This window comes from Streptomyces sp. NPDC003034 (assembly GCF_053591375.1).
Genome location: NZ_JBSFTS010000014.1, coordinates 56,705 through 72,542, shown reverse-complemented (window position 1 = coordinate 72,542; position 15,838 = coordinate 56,705). Strand labels below are relative to the sequence as shown.

General features: G+C 71.4%; 14 protein-coding genes, 2 tRNA genes and 1 pseudogene. 5 read left to right on the top strand and 12 right to left on the bottom strand.

Annotation, left to right across the window (positions count from 1 at the left end; genetic code table 11):
* Nucleotides 1–197 precede the first annotated feature (197 nt).
* The 5 genes from ACWDX7_RS16470 to ACWDX7_RS16450 form a co-directional block, all read right to left on the bottom strand.
* A complete protein-coding gene (locus ACWDX7_RS16470; protein WP_451488710.1) occupies nucleotides 198–965 on the bottom strand; it encodes a response regulator transcription factor in 768 nt (255 codons plus the stop codon).
* A 72-nt stretch (nucleotides 966–1,037) separates the two neighbouring features.
* Nucleotides 1,038–1,991: an amidohydrolase family protein gene (locus ACWDX7_RS16465; RefSeq protein WP_451488711.1), complete on the bottom strand. Its 954-nt coding sequence runs from the start codon at nucleotides 1,989–1,991 to the stop codon at nucleotides 1,038–1,040.
* A complete protein-coding gene (locus ACWDX7_RS16460; protein ID WP_451488712.1) occupies nucleotides 1,975–2,313 on the bottom strand; it encodes an antibiotic biosynthesis monooxygenase family protein in 339 nt (112 codons plus the stop codon). The genes ACWDX7_RS16465 and ACWDX7_RS16460 overlap by 17 nt, the downstream gene beginning before the upstream one ends.
* Before the next feature lie 122 nt (nucleotides 2,314–2,435).
* Entirely contained in the window at nucleotides 2,436–3,320 is an 885-nt protein-coding gene (locus tag ACWDX7_RS16455) for a DUF2797 domain-containing protein (protein WP_451488713.1), read from the bottom strand.
* Entirely contained in the window at nucleotides 3,317–3,751 is a 435-nt protein-coding gene (locus ACWDX7_RS16450; protein ID WP_451488714.1) for an Lrp/AsnC family transcriptional regulator, read from the bottom strand. Before ACWDX7_RS16450 ends, ACWDX7_RS16455 begins: the two co-directional genes overlap by 4 nt.
* A 108-nt stretch (nucleotides 3,752–3,859) precedes the next feature.
* On the opposite strand from ACWDX7_RS16450, the gene ACWDX7_RS16445 reads away from it, so the two are divergent.
* Nucleotides 3,860–4,771 carry an SMP-30/gluconolactonase/LRE family protein gene (locus ACWDX7_RS16445; protein ID WP_451488715.1) on the top strand — a complete coding sequence of 304 codons (912 nt, stop codon included), beginning with the start codon at nucleotides 3,860–3,862 and terminating at the stop codon, nucleotides 4,769–4,771.
* A gap of 18 nt (nucleotides 4,772–4,789) precedes the next feature.
* On the opposite strand, the gene ACWDX7_RS16440 is transcribed toward ACWDX7_RS16445, so the two are convergent.
* Together ACWDX7_RS16440 and ACWDX7_RS16435 are read right to left on the bottom strand one after the other, a co-directional pair.
* A complete protein-coding gene (locus ACWDX7_RS16440) occupies nucleotides 4,790–5,155 on the bottom strand; it encodes a PH domain-containing protein (RefSeq protein WP_451488716.1) in 366 nt (121 codons plus the stop codon).
* Nucleotides 5,156–5,365: 210 nt separating this feature from the next.
* On the bottom strand, nucleotides 5,366–5,773 hold the full coding sequence (locus ACWDX7_RS16435) for a hypothetical protein (RefSeq protein WP_451488717.1): 408 nt from the start codon (nucleotides 5,771–5,773) through the stop codon (nucleotides 5,366–5,368).
* A gap of 1,012 nt (nucleotides 5,774–6,785) precedes the next feature.
* On the opposite strand from ACWDX7_RS16435, the pseudogene ACWDX7_RS16430 reads away from it, so the two are divergent.
* Nucleotides 6,786–7,131 (top strand): annotated as a pseudogene (locus ACWDX7_RS16430) (site-specific integrase); the annotation flags it as partial.
* Nucleotides 7,132–7,209: 78 nt separating this feature from the next.
* Here the strand turns inward: ACWDX7_RS16430 and ACWDX7_RS16425 are convergent.
* Together ACWDX7_RS16425 and ACWDX7_RS16420 are read right to left on the bottom strand one after the other, a co-directional pair.
* Nucleotides 7,210–7,282 (bottom strand) — tRNA-Arg (locus ACWDX7_RS16425).
* A 288-nt stretch (nucleotides 7,283–7,570) separates the two neighbouring features.
* Nucleotides 7,571–7,661, bottom strand: a tRNA-Ser gene (locus ACWDX7_RS16420).
* A 182-nt stretch (nucleotides 7,662–7,843) separates the two neighbouring features.
* On the opposite strand from ACWDX7_RS16420, the gene ACWDX7_RS16415 reads away from it, so the two are divergent.
* From ACWDX7_RS16415 to ACWDX7_RS16405, 3 genes are all read left to right on the top strand, one after another.
* On the top strand, nucleotides 7,844–8,269 hold the full coding sequence (locus tag ACWDX7_RS16415) for an SSI family serine proteinase inhibitor (protein ID WP_451488718.1): 426 nt from the start codon (nucleotides 7,844–7,846) through the stop codon (nucleotides 8,267–8,269).
* 120 nt (nucleotides 8,270–8,389) lie between these two features.
* Complete coding sequence (locus ACWDX7_RS16410; RefSeq protein WP_451488719.1) at nucleotides 8,390–11,881, top strand: PAS domain-containing protein; 3,492 nt, start codon at nucleotides 8,390–8,392, stop codon at nucleotides 11,879–11,881.
* Between the two features lie 13 nt (nucleotides 11,882–11,894).
* Nucleotides 11,895–12,470, top strand: a complete 576-nt coding sequence (locus tag ACWDX7_RS16405) for an antibiotic biosynthesis monooxygenase (RefSeq protein ID WP_451488720.1) — start codon at nucleotides 11,895–11,897, stop codon at nucleotides 12,468–12,470.
* Between the two features lie 50 nt (nucleotides 12,471–12,520).
* Here ACWDX7_RS16405 and ACWDX7_RS16400 read toward each other — a convergent pair whose 3' ends face one another.
* The 3 genes from ACWDX7_RS16400 to ACWDX7_RS16390 all read right to left on the bottom strand — a co-directional run bounded on the left by ACWDX7_RS16400 (nucleotide 12,521) and on the right by ACWDX7_RS16390 (nucleotide 15,721).
* Entirely contained in the window at nucleotides 12,521–14,170 is a 1,650-nt protein-coding gene (locus tag ACWDX7_RS16400) for a long-chain fatty acid--CoA ligase (protein WP_451488721.1), read from the bottom strand.
* Nucleotides 14,171–14,440: 270 nt separating this feature from the next.
* Nucleotides 14,441–15,016, bottom strand: coding sequence for an LppU/SCO3897 family protein (locus tag ACWDX7_RS16395; RefSeq protein WP_451488722.1), 576 nt, complete (start codon nucleotides 15,014–15,016; stop codon nucleotides 14,441–14,443).
* 171 nt (nucleotides 15,017–15,187) lie between these two features.
* Nucleotides 15,188–15,721, bottom strand: a complete 534-nt coding sequence (locus ACWDX7_RS16390; RefSeq protein WP_451488723.1) for a SigE family RNA polymerase sigma factor — start codon at nucleotides 15,719–15,721, stop codon at nucleotides 15,188–15,190.
* Nucleotides 15,722–15,838 lie beyond the last annotated feature (117 nt).

Sequence of the window (15,838 nt, the reverse complement as noted above, 5' to 3'; positions counted from 1 at the left end):
CCCGACCACCACCGGAAGGCGGCGCGGACCGCGACGCACGCGGGGGGAGCGGGGGCCGAGGCCGGGCCCACGGCCCGGGCCGGAATCAAGGCCAGGGTCGGGGTTGGGGTCGGGGTCGGGGTCAAGGCCGGGGCCCGGGTCAGGAGCGGGGCCTTGATCAGGGCCGGGGCCGGGGCAGCGACCAAGGCCCGGGCGCATTACTCGGCAGGTTTGATCAGGTAGCCGGCGCCGCGCCGGGTGTGGATCATCGGTGCCCGTCCGGGCCCGCTCTCCAACTTCCGGCGCAGGTAGGAGATGTACAGCTCGACCACGTTGGCCTGGCCGCCGAAGTCGTAGGACCACACCCGGTCCAGGATCTGCGCCTTGCTCAGCACGCGCCGCGGGTTGCGCATCAGGTAGCGCAGCAGCTCGAACTCGGTGGCGGTCAGGTGGATCTCCTGCCCTCCCCGCGTCACCTCGTGGCTGTCCTCGTCGAGCCGCAGATCGCCGACGGCCAGCACCGAACCTCCTCGCGCCGCCCGCGCCGCGCCGGAGCGGCGGACGAGCCCGCGCAGCCGGGCCACGACCTCCTCCAGGCTGAACGGCTTGCTGACGTAGTCGTCGCCACCCGCCGTGAGGCCCGCGATGCGGTCCCCGACGGAATCCTTGGCCGTCAGGAACAGCACCGGCACGTACGGGATCTCCCGGCGCAAGCGCCCGAGGACGGCCAGCCCGTCCATGTCCGGGAGCATGATGTCGAGGACCACGACGTCCGGCCGGAACTGCCGTGCGGCGCGCACCGCGTCCGCCCCGTCGCCGGCGGTGCGGACCTCGCAGCCCTCGTAGCGCAGGGCCAGGGACAGCAGCTCGGACAGCGCGGCCTCGTCGTCGACGACGAGCACCCGGCAGGGGCCGCCGTCCGGTCGGACGAGGGCCGTGGCGTTGCTGGTGGACGTGGACGCGTGTGAAGTCGTCGGCGCGGTCATGCGTTCACGTTGGCCGGTGCCTCTGAGAGCGTTCTTGTCCCTTCCTGTGAATCTCCTGAGAATCGACGCCGCTCAGCCGAGCGGGCGGACGGGGCCATCGAGCCGGTCGGAGCCGTCGAGGCGGTCGGGGCCGTGGAGGCGGTCGGGGCCGCCCAGGCGGAACAACCGGGCGGCATTGTCGTGGCAGACCGCGCGCAGCCAGTCGTCGCCGAGCCCGAGCCGTTCGAGAGCGGCGAGCTGGTGCTCGTACGGGTAGGGGATGTTCGGGAAGTCGGTGCCCAGCAGGATCCGGTCCCCGAGGTCCGCGAGCCGCCCCAGATCCCCGGGCGGGAAGCCGCTGAACTGCTCGGAGAAGTCGGTGAACGCCATGGTCGTATCGAGGCGCACCTCGGTGTACCGGTCGGCGAGGCCGAGGAATTCGGCGTACTCGGGCATGCCCATGTGGGCGATCACCAGCGGCAGCCGCGGATGCCGGGCCAGGAGCTCGGCAATCGGCCCGGGCCCGGTGTGCCGGCCCGGTACGGGCCCCGAACCGCAGTGGATCACTGTCGGGACGGAGGCCTCGGCGAGCAGCCCCCAGACGGGGTCCAGCCGGTCGTCGTTCGGGTCGTATCCGCCGACCTGGAGGTGTGCCTTGAAGATCCGCGCCCCCGCGTCGAGGGCCTGGCGTACGTACGCGTCCGCGCCCGCCTCGGGGAAGAAGGTCGCGGTGTGCAGGCAGTCGGGGGTCCGGGCCGCGAAATCGGCGGACCAGGCATTGAGCCAGGCGGCCATCTGCGGCTTGTGCGGATAGAGCATGGCGGTGAAGGCCCGGACCCCGAACTCCCGCAGGAGCGCGACGCGCTGCTCCTCCTCCTGCCGGTAGGTGATCGGCCACGGGACGCCCGTCAGCGGACCGACCGCGTCGAAGTAGTCCCACACCTTGTCCAGGACGCGCTCGGGCATGAAGTGCGTGTGGACGTCGACCAGTCCCGGCAGCCGGAGCCGCTCCCGGAAGGCGTGGACCGCCTCAGCCGTTGCGGACAAAGCCGTGGCTCCGCTCGACGGTTCCGACGTGCAGGGTGTAGCTCTCGTACCAGTCGGCGCGCCCCTGCCTCATGGCCGCCTGGTGTTCCAGGTCCTGGCGCCAAGCGCCGAGGGAATCATGGTCGCGGAAGTAGGCGACGGTGATGCCGAGGCCCCCGGGCGTGCCCGCGGACTCGTAACCGAGCAAGCCCGGGTTGTCGCGGACTATCTCCTCCATCCGGGCGAGGGTCTGCGGGTAACCGCTGTCCTCGCCAGTGCGGACACTGGTGAAAACGGCCATCACGTAAGGCGGTTCGAAGGCCCGTACCGGCTGGGTGCTCATATCTCCCACCCTCTGCCTGACATCCCTGGCATGTCCACAGGAAAGCGCCCCGGGAGGCGTAAGGGATCCAAATTTTGACCGAGTGCGCGGCCCGGCCGTGCTCCTCGGATCCGCCGGGGTCCTCAGAACAGCCCGTCCTGGCCATCGGCGGCGGTGGCGACGGACGGGATCCGGGCCACCGGCACCGCCGTCACGGCCCCGGCTCCCGGTGCCGCCAGCTCCCAGCCGGCCAGCAGCCTGCTGTCGACCACGAGCCCGTCCGCGAGGTGCAGATCGGGCCCGGCCGCGCCCACCAGCCGACCGACCACCGCGCCCCCGGGCACCATTTCGCTGATCACCCGCACCGGTGCGGGCAGCGCGTCGAGCCCGAACGGACCGGCGTGGTCGGTGACTTCGCACGCCAGCCGCTCCAGCGACTCCGGCCAGGCGGGCAGCCCGGCCGCCCGGGCATGCACCTCGGCGACCTCCCCGGCCCGTTCGGAGGCGGGAGGCAGATGACCTCGGACGGCGCGCTTACGGGCGTAGGCGATCCGGTCCGGCACGCCGAGGGCGGCCCGCAGCAACTCCTCGGTGCGCCGGGCGGCCATCAACGGCCCGCGCCCCAGCCAGGTCCAGGTCACCGCCCCCTGCTCCAGCAGCCTGGCCGGCCCGCGCTCCTCGGCCGTGATGCCGACCTTGACCAGGCCGGGGCCGAACCACGCCAGGTACACGCGATAGGTGCGCGGATCGGCGGCATTGGTGTCGGCGGCCACCGAGAACGACCGGTCGAGGCGCGCGCAGGCGGGGCACTGCGCACTGCCGCTCCGGCCGGGCACGGTGGCGGCCGTGGGGCACGGCGTCCGCTTCCCCGCCCGACGCACGCCGAGGCAGCGCCGCTCCCCGCGTGCGACGAAGCCCACCTGCTGTCCGTAGGCCAACGGGCTCGCCCGCTCGCCGCGCCCCTCGCCGTACCAGCCGACGGCGGGGCGGCCGTCCTTCCACCGGATCCCGGTGCACCACCACGTCACAGCGGCAGCGACCGCTCGAAGAAGGTGTCCAGGACGACGGTGGCGTGCGTCCCGCTGACCCCGTCGATCGCATAGAGGCGGCGCAGGACGTCCTGCAGTTGCTCGGTCGAGGCCGTGCGCACCTTGACCATCACGGAAGCGCTGCCCGCGATGATGTGCGCCTCCTGGATCTCGGGAATCCCGGCGAAGGCGTCCCCGGATTCCCCCATCCAGGCGTTGGAGTCGACCATCACGTAGGCGAGGACTCCGCTGCCCACGGCGGCGGGATCGACGTCGATGGTGGTCCGCCGGATGACTCCGCGCTCGCGCAGCTTGCGTACGCGCTCATGGGTGGCCCCGGCCGAGAGCCCGACGGCGGTGCCGAGGGCGGCGTACGACTGACCCGCGTCCTGCTGAAGGCGCAGAACGAGCGCCCGGTCGATGTCGTCCACGCGATCTTCCTCCCATAAGCCGCTCGGCTCTTGCGAAGACGGTACCTGATCCTGCAATCTCACCTCCATACCGAACGTGATTCGAGATCTGATGTATCAGGGGGATGAATGTCTGCCATAGCCGATCTCACCTTGTACGAGATTCTTGACGACCGCTTCCGGACCGGTCGCTGCGCCAACGGCGACGCGCGACTGGAGCGCCTCTACGACGACTGCCGCTGGGCGGAGGGCCCGCTCTACCTGCCCGCCTGGCGGCAACTGGTGTGGAGCGACATCCCCAACGACCGGATGCTCCGCTGGGACGAGGCGACCGGCGCGGTCTCGGTCTTCCGCTCTCCGGCCGGCCACCCCAACGGCAACACCCTCGACCGCGAAGGCCGCCTGATCACCTGTGAGCAGGGAAACCGGCGCGTCACCCGCACCGAACCCGACGGCACCCTCACCGTCATCGCCGACCGCTTCGACGGAAAGCGGCTCAACAGCCCCAACGACGCCGTGGTCCGCTCGGACGGGTCGATCTGGTTCTCCGACCCGGACTTCGGCATCACCAGCGACTACGAGGGCCTGCGCGCCCCGAGCGAGATCGGCTCCTGCAACCTCTACCGGGCCGACCCGGTGACGGGCGCGGTGCGCATGGTCGCGGACGCCTTCCGCGGCCCGAACGGCCTGATCTTCTCCCCCGACGAGAGCGAGCTGTACGCGGCCGACACCCCGGCCGGGCACATCCGCGCCTTCAAGGTCGCCGACGACGGCACCCTGAGCGGCGACCGCATCTTCACCACCTGCCCCTCGATCGACAACATCCGCTTCGACGACCAGGGCCGGCTGTGGGCGGCCGCGATGGAGTCCGGCGTCCACTGCTACGCCCCGGACGGCACCCTGATCGGCCGCGTGCGCATCCCCGAACCGGTCTCGAACATCGCCTTCGGCGGCCCCAAGAACAACCGCCTCTTCATCACCGCCACCACCTCGCTCTATTCCCTGGTGATGTCCGTGACGGGTCTCCCACGGGTCCTGTGAGAGGTCTGCCGCGGCCGGCTACCGGGCGACGAACTGCGTCAGGACCGCCTGGACCTCGTAGATGTCGACACCCTTGGTGAAGGTCTTCTCGATCGGCGGCGTGCTCCCCGATATCCATATCTTGAGCTCGGCGTCGAGATCGAAGTGGCCGGCGGTCTCCACGGAGAAGTGCGTGATGCTCCGGTACGGAATGGAGTGGTACTCCACCTTCTTCCCCGTGAGCCCCTGCTTGTCGACGAGCACCAGGCGCCGGTCGGTGAACAGGATCGTGTCCCGGATCAGCAGATACGCCGCGTGCACCTGCTCCCCCTGGCCCAGCAGACGCGCGTAGTCCCGCTGCGCCGACACGGGGTCGACGGTGTGCGCGTTTCCGAACAGCCCCATGAGAGCCCCCCTTATTTCAGGTCCAACGGTCTTCAAAACCGTACCGAGGCCCCCGCCGCACCGCGTCCCCCGCCAGAGCCACTTCCCCCCTTACCTCCTCCGGGGTACGCCCTCCTCACCAAGGAGGAGATCCCTTCGCCGCCGTACGGGCACTATGGGGGGGCTGGCTGCTGGAGTTGCCGTACAGCGCTGCGGTACAGCTCTCGGGCATCACCAGTCGCGCCAGCGGTCCGTGATCTCCGACCGATCGATGCCCCGCCTCGCCGCCAGAGCGGCCACGTCCACACCGTGCTCGCTCAAGGTGAGGTCGATGTACTCGCACAGCTGCTCCCGCTCCTCCGTGCAGAAGCCAGCGCCGCCATGCTGGTCGTCGCCGTCGATCGCATTGAGTGCGAGAACCACCCTTTCAACAGCCCCGAAGACAGCTGCATCGGACGGCTCCCTCAGTGCGCGCACCTCGTCTTCGAAGGCCTCCAGGGCAGCGTCCGTCGCCCGCAGCAACGACTCGGTATAGACATCAGCCACGCCGGCGCGCTCCTGGGACAAGGTCCCGGCCGCCAACTCGCAGGCCGTCTCGGCCATCCTGGCACGCCAGTTGTCAGAGGGTTTGTTCGTCATGAGCCAGACGGTATGCCCGAGCACTGACAACCCCGCCGTCCTCACGCTGTCCAGTCTGTCGGGGGCGTGTGGCGGGCGCCCTGAACCGTCCACCAGCGTTCATGGCTGGCGGGACACAACGCCAATGCCGAGGCAGGTATCACCTGAACGCTCCCGGACGGGCCTGAAGGAGACGGAAACTGAGACCGTTACCGGGCGGCTAAAGCTGGCCTGGCCACCATCTGGCGTGAGGAGAGTCGCTGTGGATGACCTTGGCTCGGGCCAGGATCTTCGAGTCCAGAGCCCATACCAGTTGTCGCAGCTCGCGGGCTGACTTCTTGGGAAGGGCGTGCAGGACCTCTTCAAGGTGGTCGCGATAGAGGGAGGGATCGCAGCCGCATTCGCGGATGCCGCATCGGGTTTCGGTGCGCGGACTGGCCAGCCGCCTTAGTGGGCCGTGGGCCAGGGCAGCCCAGTGCCAAAAGGCTCCGGATGTGGCCTCAGACCAGTAGCGACTCTGGTCCAGTCGGCGGATGTCGGCTGTGCAGGCTCCGGACAGGCGGTCGAGCGCCGGATAGAGGCGACGGTGGTCGCCGTTCCGTACGGGGATGCTGGCCCGCACGTCAGAGGGGCGCCTACGCGGCATTGCCCTTTCGGCTGTGAGTCATGGACCGCAGTCTGGCATGTGGTCGGACCTGAAGCGAAGGCGTGCAGGCCCGTCGGCATCGCTCACCACTCACCCCGACAGGCGGGATGACAGCCCCCCACCTCGAAGCACGACGGAGCTGCGGCCGCACGACCGGCCCCGCATCCCTGAGCCTGAGCCCTGCCGGAGGCATGTCGGTGAGGGATGGAACCGGCGGCCGTAGGGGCTCGACTCGTGTCCTTGGGCCTATCCCAGCCATGGGGCGGGCGTCGGCGCAGCGCGCGCGGAGCGGGGCGGAGGCGGGAGCGTCGCGCGGAGCGGGGCCGGGAAGCCCGCCCGGCGGAGCGGAGCGCAGCCGGGTGCCTGATGAGGCGAGAAACCTGTAACAGGTCCGCCCAGCAGACCGGGGACCGGAAGACCGCCGGGGAGCTGTGGCAGGACAGCCACGGCCTGGTCTCCACGACCAAGTACGGGACGCCGATCGAGCCGGGGAATCTCACCCGGATGTTCGCGCTGCGGGCTCGGCGTGCCGGCCTGCGGGTGATCCCGCTCCGGAACACCCGGCACACGTGCAGCTCGCTCCTCGTCGCGCTCAAGGTCCACCCGAAGGTAGCCCAGCGCTGCGGCACCGCAGATCGTCATGACGATGGAGGTCTATGCCGAGGCGGGCGAAGAAGAGGTACGGGACGCGATCCGCAAGCTGTCCGAAGCGACGGGCGGCAACGGCGGCTGAGGCGGTTGTCGTACTTCGCTGCTGTACGGCCCAAACGGCAGAGGCCCCGGACTTTCGTCCGGGGCCTCTGGCCTGTTGTGCACTCGGCAGGATTCGAACCTGCAACCTTCTGATCCGTAGTCAGATGCTCTATCCGTTAAGCTACGAGTGCTTGGCCTGCTGGGGTTTTGCGCCCCGTTGGCCTTGCGAGAACAACAATACATGGACCTCGCCGGGACGCGAAATCCATTACCCGGACCACGACTGACCTGCGGAAACGAGCTGGAAGAAGATCATCCGGTTAGGTTCGCAGGAGACAGGCGGGAAGGGGCGGAGGTCGCACACACGTCGGGGCGGGTCCGAGTGCCGGCCATCCCGGCGGACGCGGACGCGGCACACCGCGCCCGTCCCTCGAACGCACCGAAGCCCCGGTCCAGAGGGACCGGGGCTTCGTGAAGTGCGGAGGCGGAGGGATTTGAACCCTCGATGGGGTGTAAGCCCCAAACCGCATTAGCAGTGCGGCGCCATAGACCGGACTAGGCGACGCCTCCAGCACACCCTCGCGTACGAAGGTGCGTGCAGATGATGACACAGGCGCGGGGCCGGTCACCAATCCGCTCCCACGGTACTAGGACGGGTGGGCGGAGAGCAAAGCCTAAAAGCCCCGGCACGCAACGTCGGCCCGCCCGCGTCGTTGGTCAGGCGTACGACGTACGGACGACCTGGAGTGCCCATGCTGCGTCTCGCCGCTTTCGCCGTCACCTCCGCCCTGGCCGCGTCGGCGGCTGGGCCCCTGCCCCCGCTGCCCCTGGGGCGACTGCTGGCAACCCCCGACCGCCTCACCATCGCCATGGCCGACACCGGTAACCACCACTTGGACCGGGAATACCGGCTCGAATGCGACCCCGTCGGCGGTGACCACCCCGAGGCGCGGCAGGCCTGCGCCCGACTGGACCGGTTCGCCGAGGAGGGGAGGGACCCCTTCGCCCCCCTCTCCAAGCGGCAGGTCTGCTCCATGCAGCACGGCGGCCCGGCCACCGCACGGATCACCGGGACCTGGAACGGCCGCAAGGTGGACGCGACCTTCCGGCGGACGAACGGATGCGAGATCAGCCGCTGGAACGAATTGGAACCTCTGCTTCCGAGCGGGCGTTCCTGACCAGGGACGATGCGGGGTACGGGCGGTATCGACCCCGCGTCCGCCACCCCGCCGCGGGGCTGTGGCCTTAGACTCCTCCCGTGACTTGCCGGTAGTTGTGGTCAGGGGAGGAAGCTCGTCGTGAGCAGCAGGCCATCCCGAGGCGCTGCTCGCCTCGCAGCAATACTCGACGCTCTTCCGGACGCGCTGTTGCTCGTCAACGCCAACGGCACGGTCGTCAACGCGAATTCGATCGCCCTTGAGGTCATGGAAAGCCCGGGCACCGCCCTCGTCGGGCGCGGCCTGCTCGACCTCCTGCCCGAGTTCGACTCGAAGCTGATCCCGGGCTCGATGCGCCGGCCCGGCGAGGACGAGGGCGGCCGGGCCAAGCCCACCCGGATGACCGCGCGGCGGACCGACGGCAGCGAGTTCCCCGTCGAGGTCACCAGCGCCCATCTGGACGGCCGTGACGCCTACCGGGAGCCGCAGCCCTCCTACACCGGTGACGAGCTGCTGATGCTCGTCGTACGGGATCTCTCCCAGACCGTGGACACCGAGGCCGAGTTGGCCCGCTCGCAGCGCCAGACCGAGATGATCCTGCGGGCAGCCGCCGAGGGCGTCGTCGGCACGGACACCGACGGACGGGTGGTGCTGGTCAATCCGGCCGCCGCGCAGATCCTCGGCTACCGCGCCACCGACCTCGGCAACCGCGAACTGCACGGGCTGATCCAGCACTCACGCGCCGACGGCTCGCCGTTCCCCTTCGAGGAGTCCCCCCTCGCCGACACCCTGCGCAGCGGCCGCAAGCACCGCGTGCGCGGACAGGTGCTGTGGAACAAGTCCGGGCAGCCGGTCGCGGTCGATCTGACCACCTCGCCGGTACGGGACGGGGAGCTGCTCGTCGGCGCCGTCATGACCTTCACCGACCGGCGGCCCTACGACGCGCTCGCGGCGCGCCACGCGCAGCTGCTGGCGGTCCTCGGCGAATCGCTGCACGGGCCGCTGGAGGAGCTGCGCGGGGAACTGTCCACGCTCGCCGCCGACGACGCGGGACAGCTGTGGCCGGAGGCGAACCAGTTGCTGCACCACCTGGCCGCCGGGTACTCCCGGATGACCACACTGGTGGACAACGTGCTCGCCTTCCAGCGCCTGGACGCCGGCGCCGAGCGGCTCGTGAAGAAGAATGTCCTGATCAACGGCATCGTCAAGGCGGGGATCGACGGCGCGGTCGAGCTCATCGGGCCGGGGCGCGCGCAGTTCGCCGTCCACGCGCCGACCATCGAGGCCGAGGTGGACGCGGACCGGATCGCGACCGCGCTCGCGCACCTGGTCGCGGACGTCGCCGGGGTGGACGCCACCGGCAAGACGCGCCAGGGCAGCGGCTACAGCGACTCGACGATCGTGGTGGCCGCCGCGCAGCGCGGTGAGGTCGTACGGATCGAGGTGCGCGGGCCGTACGAGGGCGGCAGCCCGGTGCACGAGCCGATCGTGCGGGGGATCGTGGCCGCGCACGGCGGTGTGCTGCAGACCGTGGAGGTGCCGGGCGCGCCCGGTGGGGCGTACGTACTGGAGCTGCCGCTCGGCGCCGGAGCCGGGACGGTGACCCTGCCCGAGCCCGCGGAGGAGCCTGCGGGCGCCGGGGGCGAGGAAGCCGCCGCGGGGAAGGTCTCCGGCGGACGGCGGGCCCGGCGCGGGGTGGACGCCTTCCTGGACGACGAGGTTCCGGGCGGGGCCGCCGGCGCCGCGCAGGCACCCGAGGGCGGAGGTGCGCTGGCGCTGCCGTCCGGGCGGCGGCGGGCGGGCGAGGCGGAGCCCGGCTCCGAGGCCGTCGACGTGGCAGCCCCCGAGCTCGCGCAGTCCCCGGTGAATCCGGCGGGGCTAGGCACCGGCCGCCGCCGTGGCCGCGACGGTGACGGCAGCGGTGAAGGCGGCCGGAGGGGCGGTGGGCAGCCCGTGGCCCCGCAGGGGACCGGCATGCCGGCGCTCCCGCCGGTGGCTCCCGTAGCGCCCGTGCCGCCCGTCCCCCCGGTTCCGGTGACCGAGCATCCCGCCGGGCGGCGGCGGGCGCTGGGTCCGGCCGGTCCGGCGCAGCACGGCGGCCCCATGGCGGCGCAGCACGGCGGCCCCATGGCGGCGCAGCAGGGCGGCCCCATGGCGGCTCAGCCCGGGGGGCCTGGTCCCGGTTCCGGTCCTGGTCCGGCGCAGCCCGGCGGTCCCGTGCCGGCGACCGGGCTCCGGCCGACGCCGCCGCCCGCACCGTCTCCCGCACGGCCCATCGCTCCCGAGGGCGGCTTCGCGCTGCCCGCGGGCCCGAGTCCGAGTCCCGCACCGGCCGCGGCCGCTCCGCAGGCCCGCGCCATGACCGGCGCGGCTCCGGCTCCCGCTCCCGGGGCGGACGCCGAGGCCCCGGGTGGGCGGCGTGGGCGCCGCGTGCTGGGGGCGCCCCCCGCCGGGCCCGAAGCCGCCGGCGCCCAGGCGGCAGTGGAGGCCGGGCCGGCGGGCAACGCCGGGGAGGTCACCAACGCGGCGCACCCGACCGGGCGGCGGCGCGCGCTGTCCGAGGCCCCCGCATGGCCGGCTCCGGCGGCCCATACCGCTCCCGAGGGCGACGAAGCCGCCGGCCGGGCCGCGGTCCCGGCGGCCCGGCAGCCGCAGGAAACCACGGCCGAGGGCCAGGCCCCGCAGCCGATCAGCGTGCGCGCCCTCGGCACCCTCGGCCAGGGCATCTCCGTGGACGCCAGCGGTTCCGGCCGCCGACGCCGCCTCTCCGAGCCCGCGCCCCAGGGCCGGGCCTTCGCCATAGGAGCCCCCGAGGCGGGCTCCGACGAGGGCCCGGAGCCACTCGACGGTCCCGGCGGGGCCGTCGAGGTGGTCAACCGGCCCGTGCCGCGCCCCGTGGACGACGAGCTTCCGCCGGAGCCCCTGGACAACCCGCGCCGGCTGCTGGTGTGGCCGGCTCCCGACGTGCAGACGCAGCAGGCGCTCAGCGACCGCGGCTACCGCCCGGTGATCGTGCACTCCCGCGAGGAGGTGGACGCGCAGATCGCCGCGTTCCCGGCCGCGCTGTTCGTGGACCCGCTGACCGGGCCGATCACCCGGACCGCCTTGCAGTCCCTGCGCCAGGCCGCGGTGGCAGCCGAGGTGCCCGTACTGGTCACGGCCGGGCTGGGGCACACCTCGCGCGAAGCCGCGTACGGCGCCGATCCGGCCGTCCTCCTCAAGGCGCTCGCGCCCCGGGACAGTGAGCAGCACCCCTCCCGGGTGCTGCTCATCGAGGAGCACGAGGAGATCGCGACCGCGCTGACCGCCGCCCTGGAGCGGCGCGGACTCCAGGTGGCACGGGCGGGCGCCGATACCGACGCCGTGGAGCTGGCGACCCGGATGCGGCCCAATCTGGTGGTCATGGACCTGATGCAGGTACGCCGTCGGCGGGCCGGGATCGTGGACTGGCTGCGTGCCAACGGACAGCTGAACCGCACGCCGCTGGTCGTCTACACCACGACCGGCATCGAGGCGGCGGACCTGCCGGGGCTGGCCTCCGGGGAGAGCGTGCTCTTCCTCGCCGAGCGGGCCACGACGCCGGACGTGCAGGGCCGCATCGTGGACCTGCTGGCCAAGATCGGCACCAACTAGTCATCCTGGGCCGATGGCCAGCATCGACAGGACCGAGCAGAGCGTCCCCGCCGACAACGGGGAGGTGACTCTGCTGATCGCCCGGCAGGTGGAGCCCGGTCACGAGGAGGCCTTCGAGACCTGGGCGACGGGGATCCTGAACACGGCGGCGACCTTCCCCGACCATCTCGGGTACGGGTTCTTCCGGCCCGCGACGCGGGGCGGGCCCTGGTTCCTCGTCCACCGGTTCCGCGACCAGGCGGCGTTCCAGGCCTGGCAGGACTCGCCGGAGCGGGCGGGCTGGTTCGCGAACTGCCAGGGCCACCGCCACTCGGAGATCGCGCGCCGCGAACTGCACGGCATGGAGACCTGGTTCGCCAAGCCGGGTACGACCCGGCCCGCGCCGCCGCGGTGGAAGATGGCGATCAGCTCGGGGCTGGCCATCTTCCCGATCTCGCTGATCGGCAACGCGGTGCTCGGGCCGTACCTGGTGGATCTGCACTTCGTGCTGCGGACGGCCGCCTTCGCCGTCGTCTTCAGCACCCTGATGACGTACGTGGCCATGCCCGCCGTCAGCAGGCTGCTGCGGCCATGGCTCACCCGCGGCTGACATGGGGCGGCTGACGCGGGGTCGCTGAGCCGGGCGGCCGAGCAGAGCGGCTAGTCGAGCACGGTGACGTCCAGCGCGCCGTCCGCGTACTGCTTGCGGATCACCTTCTTGTCGAACTTGCCGACGCTGGTCTTCGGCACCGCTTCGACGACCGACCAGCGCTCCGGCAGCTGCCACTTGGCGATGGACCGGGCGAGGAACGCGCGCAGTGCGGCGTAGTCCGCGCTCGCGCCCTCCTTGAGGACGACGGTGGCCAGCGGGCGCTCGCCCCACTTGTCGTCGGGTACGGCGACGACGGCCGCCTCCGCCACGTCGGGGTGTGCCATCAACGCGTTCTCCAGCTCCACACTGGAGATCCACTCTCCACCGGACTTGATGACGTCCTTGGCGCGGTCGGTCAGCGTGAGGTAGCCGTCGGGGCTGATGACGCCCACGTCGCCGGTCTTGAGCCAGCCGTCCGCGCTGAACTTGTCCTCCGGGCGGACGGGCTCGCCGGACGCGCCGCCGTAATAGGCGCCCGCGATCCAGGTGCCGCGTACCTCCAGCTCGCCCGCCGACTCGCCGTCCCAGGGCAGGACGCCGCCGCCGGGCCCGACCAGGCGCCCTTCGACGCCGGCCGGGAAGCGGCCCTGGGTGATCCGGTACGGCCACTCCTCCTCGGCGCTCAGGCCGGCCGGCGGGTGCGCCATGGTGCCCAGCGGGGAGGTCTCGGTCATCCCCCAGGCGTGGCAGAGGCGGACGCCGAGCTTGTCGTAGGCCTCCATGAGCGAGGGCGGGCAGGCCGCGCCGCCGATCGTGACCTGCTTCATCGAGGACAGATCGCGCGGATGGGCGGTGACCTCGGCGAGCAGGCCCTGCCAGATGGTGGGGACGGCCGCGGCGTGCGTGGGCTTCTCCCGCTCGATCATCTCGGCCAGCGGGGCGGGCTGCAGGAACCGGTCCGGCATCAGCATGCCGATGCCGGTCATGAAGGTGGCGTGCGGAAGTCCCCAGGCGTTCACGTGAAACTGCGGGACCACCACGAGGGTGGTGTCCTTGTCCGTCAGGCCCATCGATTCGGCCATGTTGACCTGCATGGAGTGCAGGTAGATCGAACGGTGGGAGTAGACGACGCCCTTCGGCTCCCCGGTGGTGCCGGAGGTGTAGCACATCGCCGCCGCCTGGCGCTCGTCCAGCTCCGGCCAGTCGTAGCGGTCGGAGCGGCCCGCGAGGAGGTCCTCGTACTCGTGGACGCGCACGGTGAGGCCTTCGAGAGGGGAACGGTCCCCGACACCCGAGACCACGACGTGCTCGATGGTCGGGAGGTGCGGCAGCAGCGGCACCAGCAGGGGCAGGAGCGTGCCGTTGACCAGGACGACCCGGTCGGCGGCGTGGTTCACGATGAAGACCAGCTGTTCGGGCGGCAGCCGCAGGTTGAGCGTGTGCAGGACCGCGCCCATGGAGGGGATCGCGAAGTACGCCTCGACGTGCTCGGAGTTGTTCCACATGAGGGTGGCGACGCGGTCGGCCGGCTGGACCCCGAGCTCGTCGCGCAGGGCGTGGGCCAGGCGGCTGGCTCGGGCACCGATCTCGGCGAAACTGCGGCGGTGCGGCTCCGCCTCCCCGGTCCAGGTCGTGACCTGGGACTTCCCGTGAATCGTCGACCCGTGGGCCAGGATACGAGAGACAAGAAGCGGCACGTCCTGCATGGTGCTGTACACCGGGGGCCTCCCCATTGAGTTACGCGGCGGTAGCTACTCGGGGTGATTCTGTAGCCGTACCACTCGGTATGTCACTACCTGGGGGCCACCTCTTGTACCGCCGCCCGGTCGCGGACTTCGCTGTTCGCGGACCGCACGGGCTTCGCGGTTGCGCGGCCGCGCGGGCTGCACGCTCCGGACAGGCGGAGGGGGCATGTTTCACGTGAAACATGCCCCGCTCTTCGCCTCGGCGCATGTTTCACGTGAAACACGGCCCGCTCGCCGCTTCGGCTACTTCTTGACCTCGTTGATGCAGAGCACGAACTGCTTGCCCGAGCTGCGTCGGCCCCCGCTGGTCTGCTCGTGGTAGCCGATGTCCGACTTGCCCTCGCACCTGGCGGTGTCCAGTGTGTCGGGGATCACTTCGACCACCTTGTACGCGGCGTCGGTGCCACCGCACTTCACCACTTGCAGGTCGGGACTGACCGTGGATCCGTTGTTCTTGAGGCAGTCCCCGACCTTTGCCTGGTCGGCGTCGTCGCGGCTGGCGAAGTAACCCACCGCACACATGATGGCGACGATCACGCCGGCGATGATCTTCAGGATCGTCATGACGCCCATGCCCCCGCGCCGGGACGGCGGCGCCGGTGCCTGCGGCGGCGGGGCGGACCACTGCTGCTGATGCGGCGGCTGCATCTGCTGCTGAGGCGGGTACATCTGCTGCTGCGGCGCGCCGCCGTACGGAGGCTGCGCCTGCTGCTGCGGGTATCCGTAGCCCGGCTGGGGCGGCTGGCCTTGCGGCGGCTGCTGTCCGTACGGGCCGGGCTGGCCGTAGGGGCCGGGGCCTTGTTGCGGCGGATAGGTCATATGGAAGTCCCCCGAGAGCGTGTGTGCATCCTTTTGACGCGAGCACGCTATAGCAATCGATCACCACGTTCTAACGCGCCGTCGGGTCGGCGGAGCGGGGAGGGACAAGGGACCGGCCCGGCCGGGTCTCTGACCGGGGTCACCGGACCGGACGGAGCTCCCGTGCCAGGTTCACCGGACCGGACGGAGCTCGGGGTCCTCGCGGAGCTTGACCAGGGCGCGGGAGACGGCGCTCTTGACCGTGCCGACCGATACGCCGAGCAGCTCGGCGGTCTGCGCCTCGCTCAGGTCCTCGTAGTAGCGCAGGACGACCATGGCCCGCTGCCGGTCGGGCAGCCGCGTCACCGCGCGCCACATGGCGTCGCGCAGTGCCTGCGCCTCCGCCGGGTCGGCAGCCGGTACGCCCGCGGTCTCCGGCAGCTCGTCGCAGGAGAACTCGTCGACCTTGCGTTTGCGCCACTGGGAGGTACGGGCGTTGACCAGCGTCCGGCGGACATAGCCGTCCAGGGCACGGTGGTCCTCGATCCGGTCCCAGGCGACGTACGTCTTGGTGAGGGCCGTCTGGAGCAGGTCCTCGGCGTCGCACGGGTTGGCGGTGAGGGAGCGCGCCGTGCGCATCAGGACCTTGCCGCGGGTCCGGACGTACGCCGAGAACGACGGATACGGCGTCGGATTCGCGGCGAGCGTGCACACAGGCGGGGTCATGGCTCCACGCTAGGAGGCGGGGTCAGCCCACGAATCGGCCGTAAGTGCCGAAGCCGGATCCCTCTCAGGTTGTAGAGGCGAGAACAACTCCACCTCCTGAAGGTGGAGGGCGCGAGC

Excerpts from the sequence above, each read along its gene's own strand:
- ACWDX7_RS16470 (WP_451488710.1), bottom strand. The coding sequence starts at position 965 with ATGACCGCGCCGACGACTTCACACGCGTCCACGTCCACCAGCAACGCC.
- ACWDX7_RS16460 (WP_451488712.1), bottom strand. The coding sequence starts at position 2,313 with ATGAGCACCCAGCCGGTACGGGCCTTCGAACCGCCTTACGTGATGGCC.
- ACWDX7_RS16445 (WP_451488715.1), top strand. The coding sequence starts at position 3,860 with ATGTCTGCCATAGCCGATCTCACCTTGTACGAGATTCTTGACGACCGC.
- ACWDX7_RS16440 (WP_451488716.1), bottom strand. The coding sequence starts at position 5,155 with ATGGGGCTGTTCGGAAACGCGCACACCGTCGACCCCGTGTCGGCGCAG.
- ACWDX7_RS16435 (WP_451488717.1), bottom strand. The coding sequence starts at position 5,773 with ATGACGAACAAACCCTCTGACAACTGGCGTGCCAGGATGGCCGAGACG.
- ACWDX7_RS16415 (WP_451488718.1), top strand. The coding sequence starts at position 7,844 with ATGCTGCGTCTCGCCGCTTTCGCCGTCACCTCCGCCCTGGCCGCGTCG.
- ACWDX7_RS16405 (WP_451488720.1), top strand. The coding sequence starts at position 11,895 with ATGGCCAGCATCGACAGGACCGAGCAGAGCGTCCCCGCCGACAACGGG.
- ACWDX7_RS16395 (WP_451488722.1), bottom strand. The coding sequence starts at position 15,016 with ATGACCTATCCGCCGCAACAAGGCCCCGGCCCCTACGGCCAGCCCGGC.
- ACWDX7_RS16390 (WP_451488723.1), bottom strand. The coding sequence starts at position 15,721 with ATGACCCCGCCTGTGTGCACGCTCGCCGCGAATCCGACGCCGTATCCG.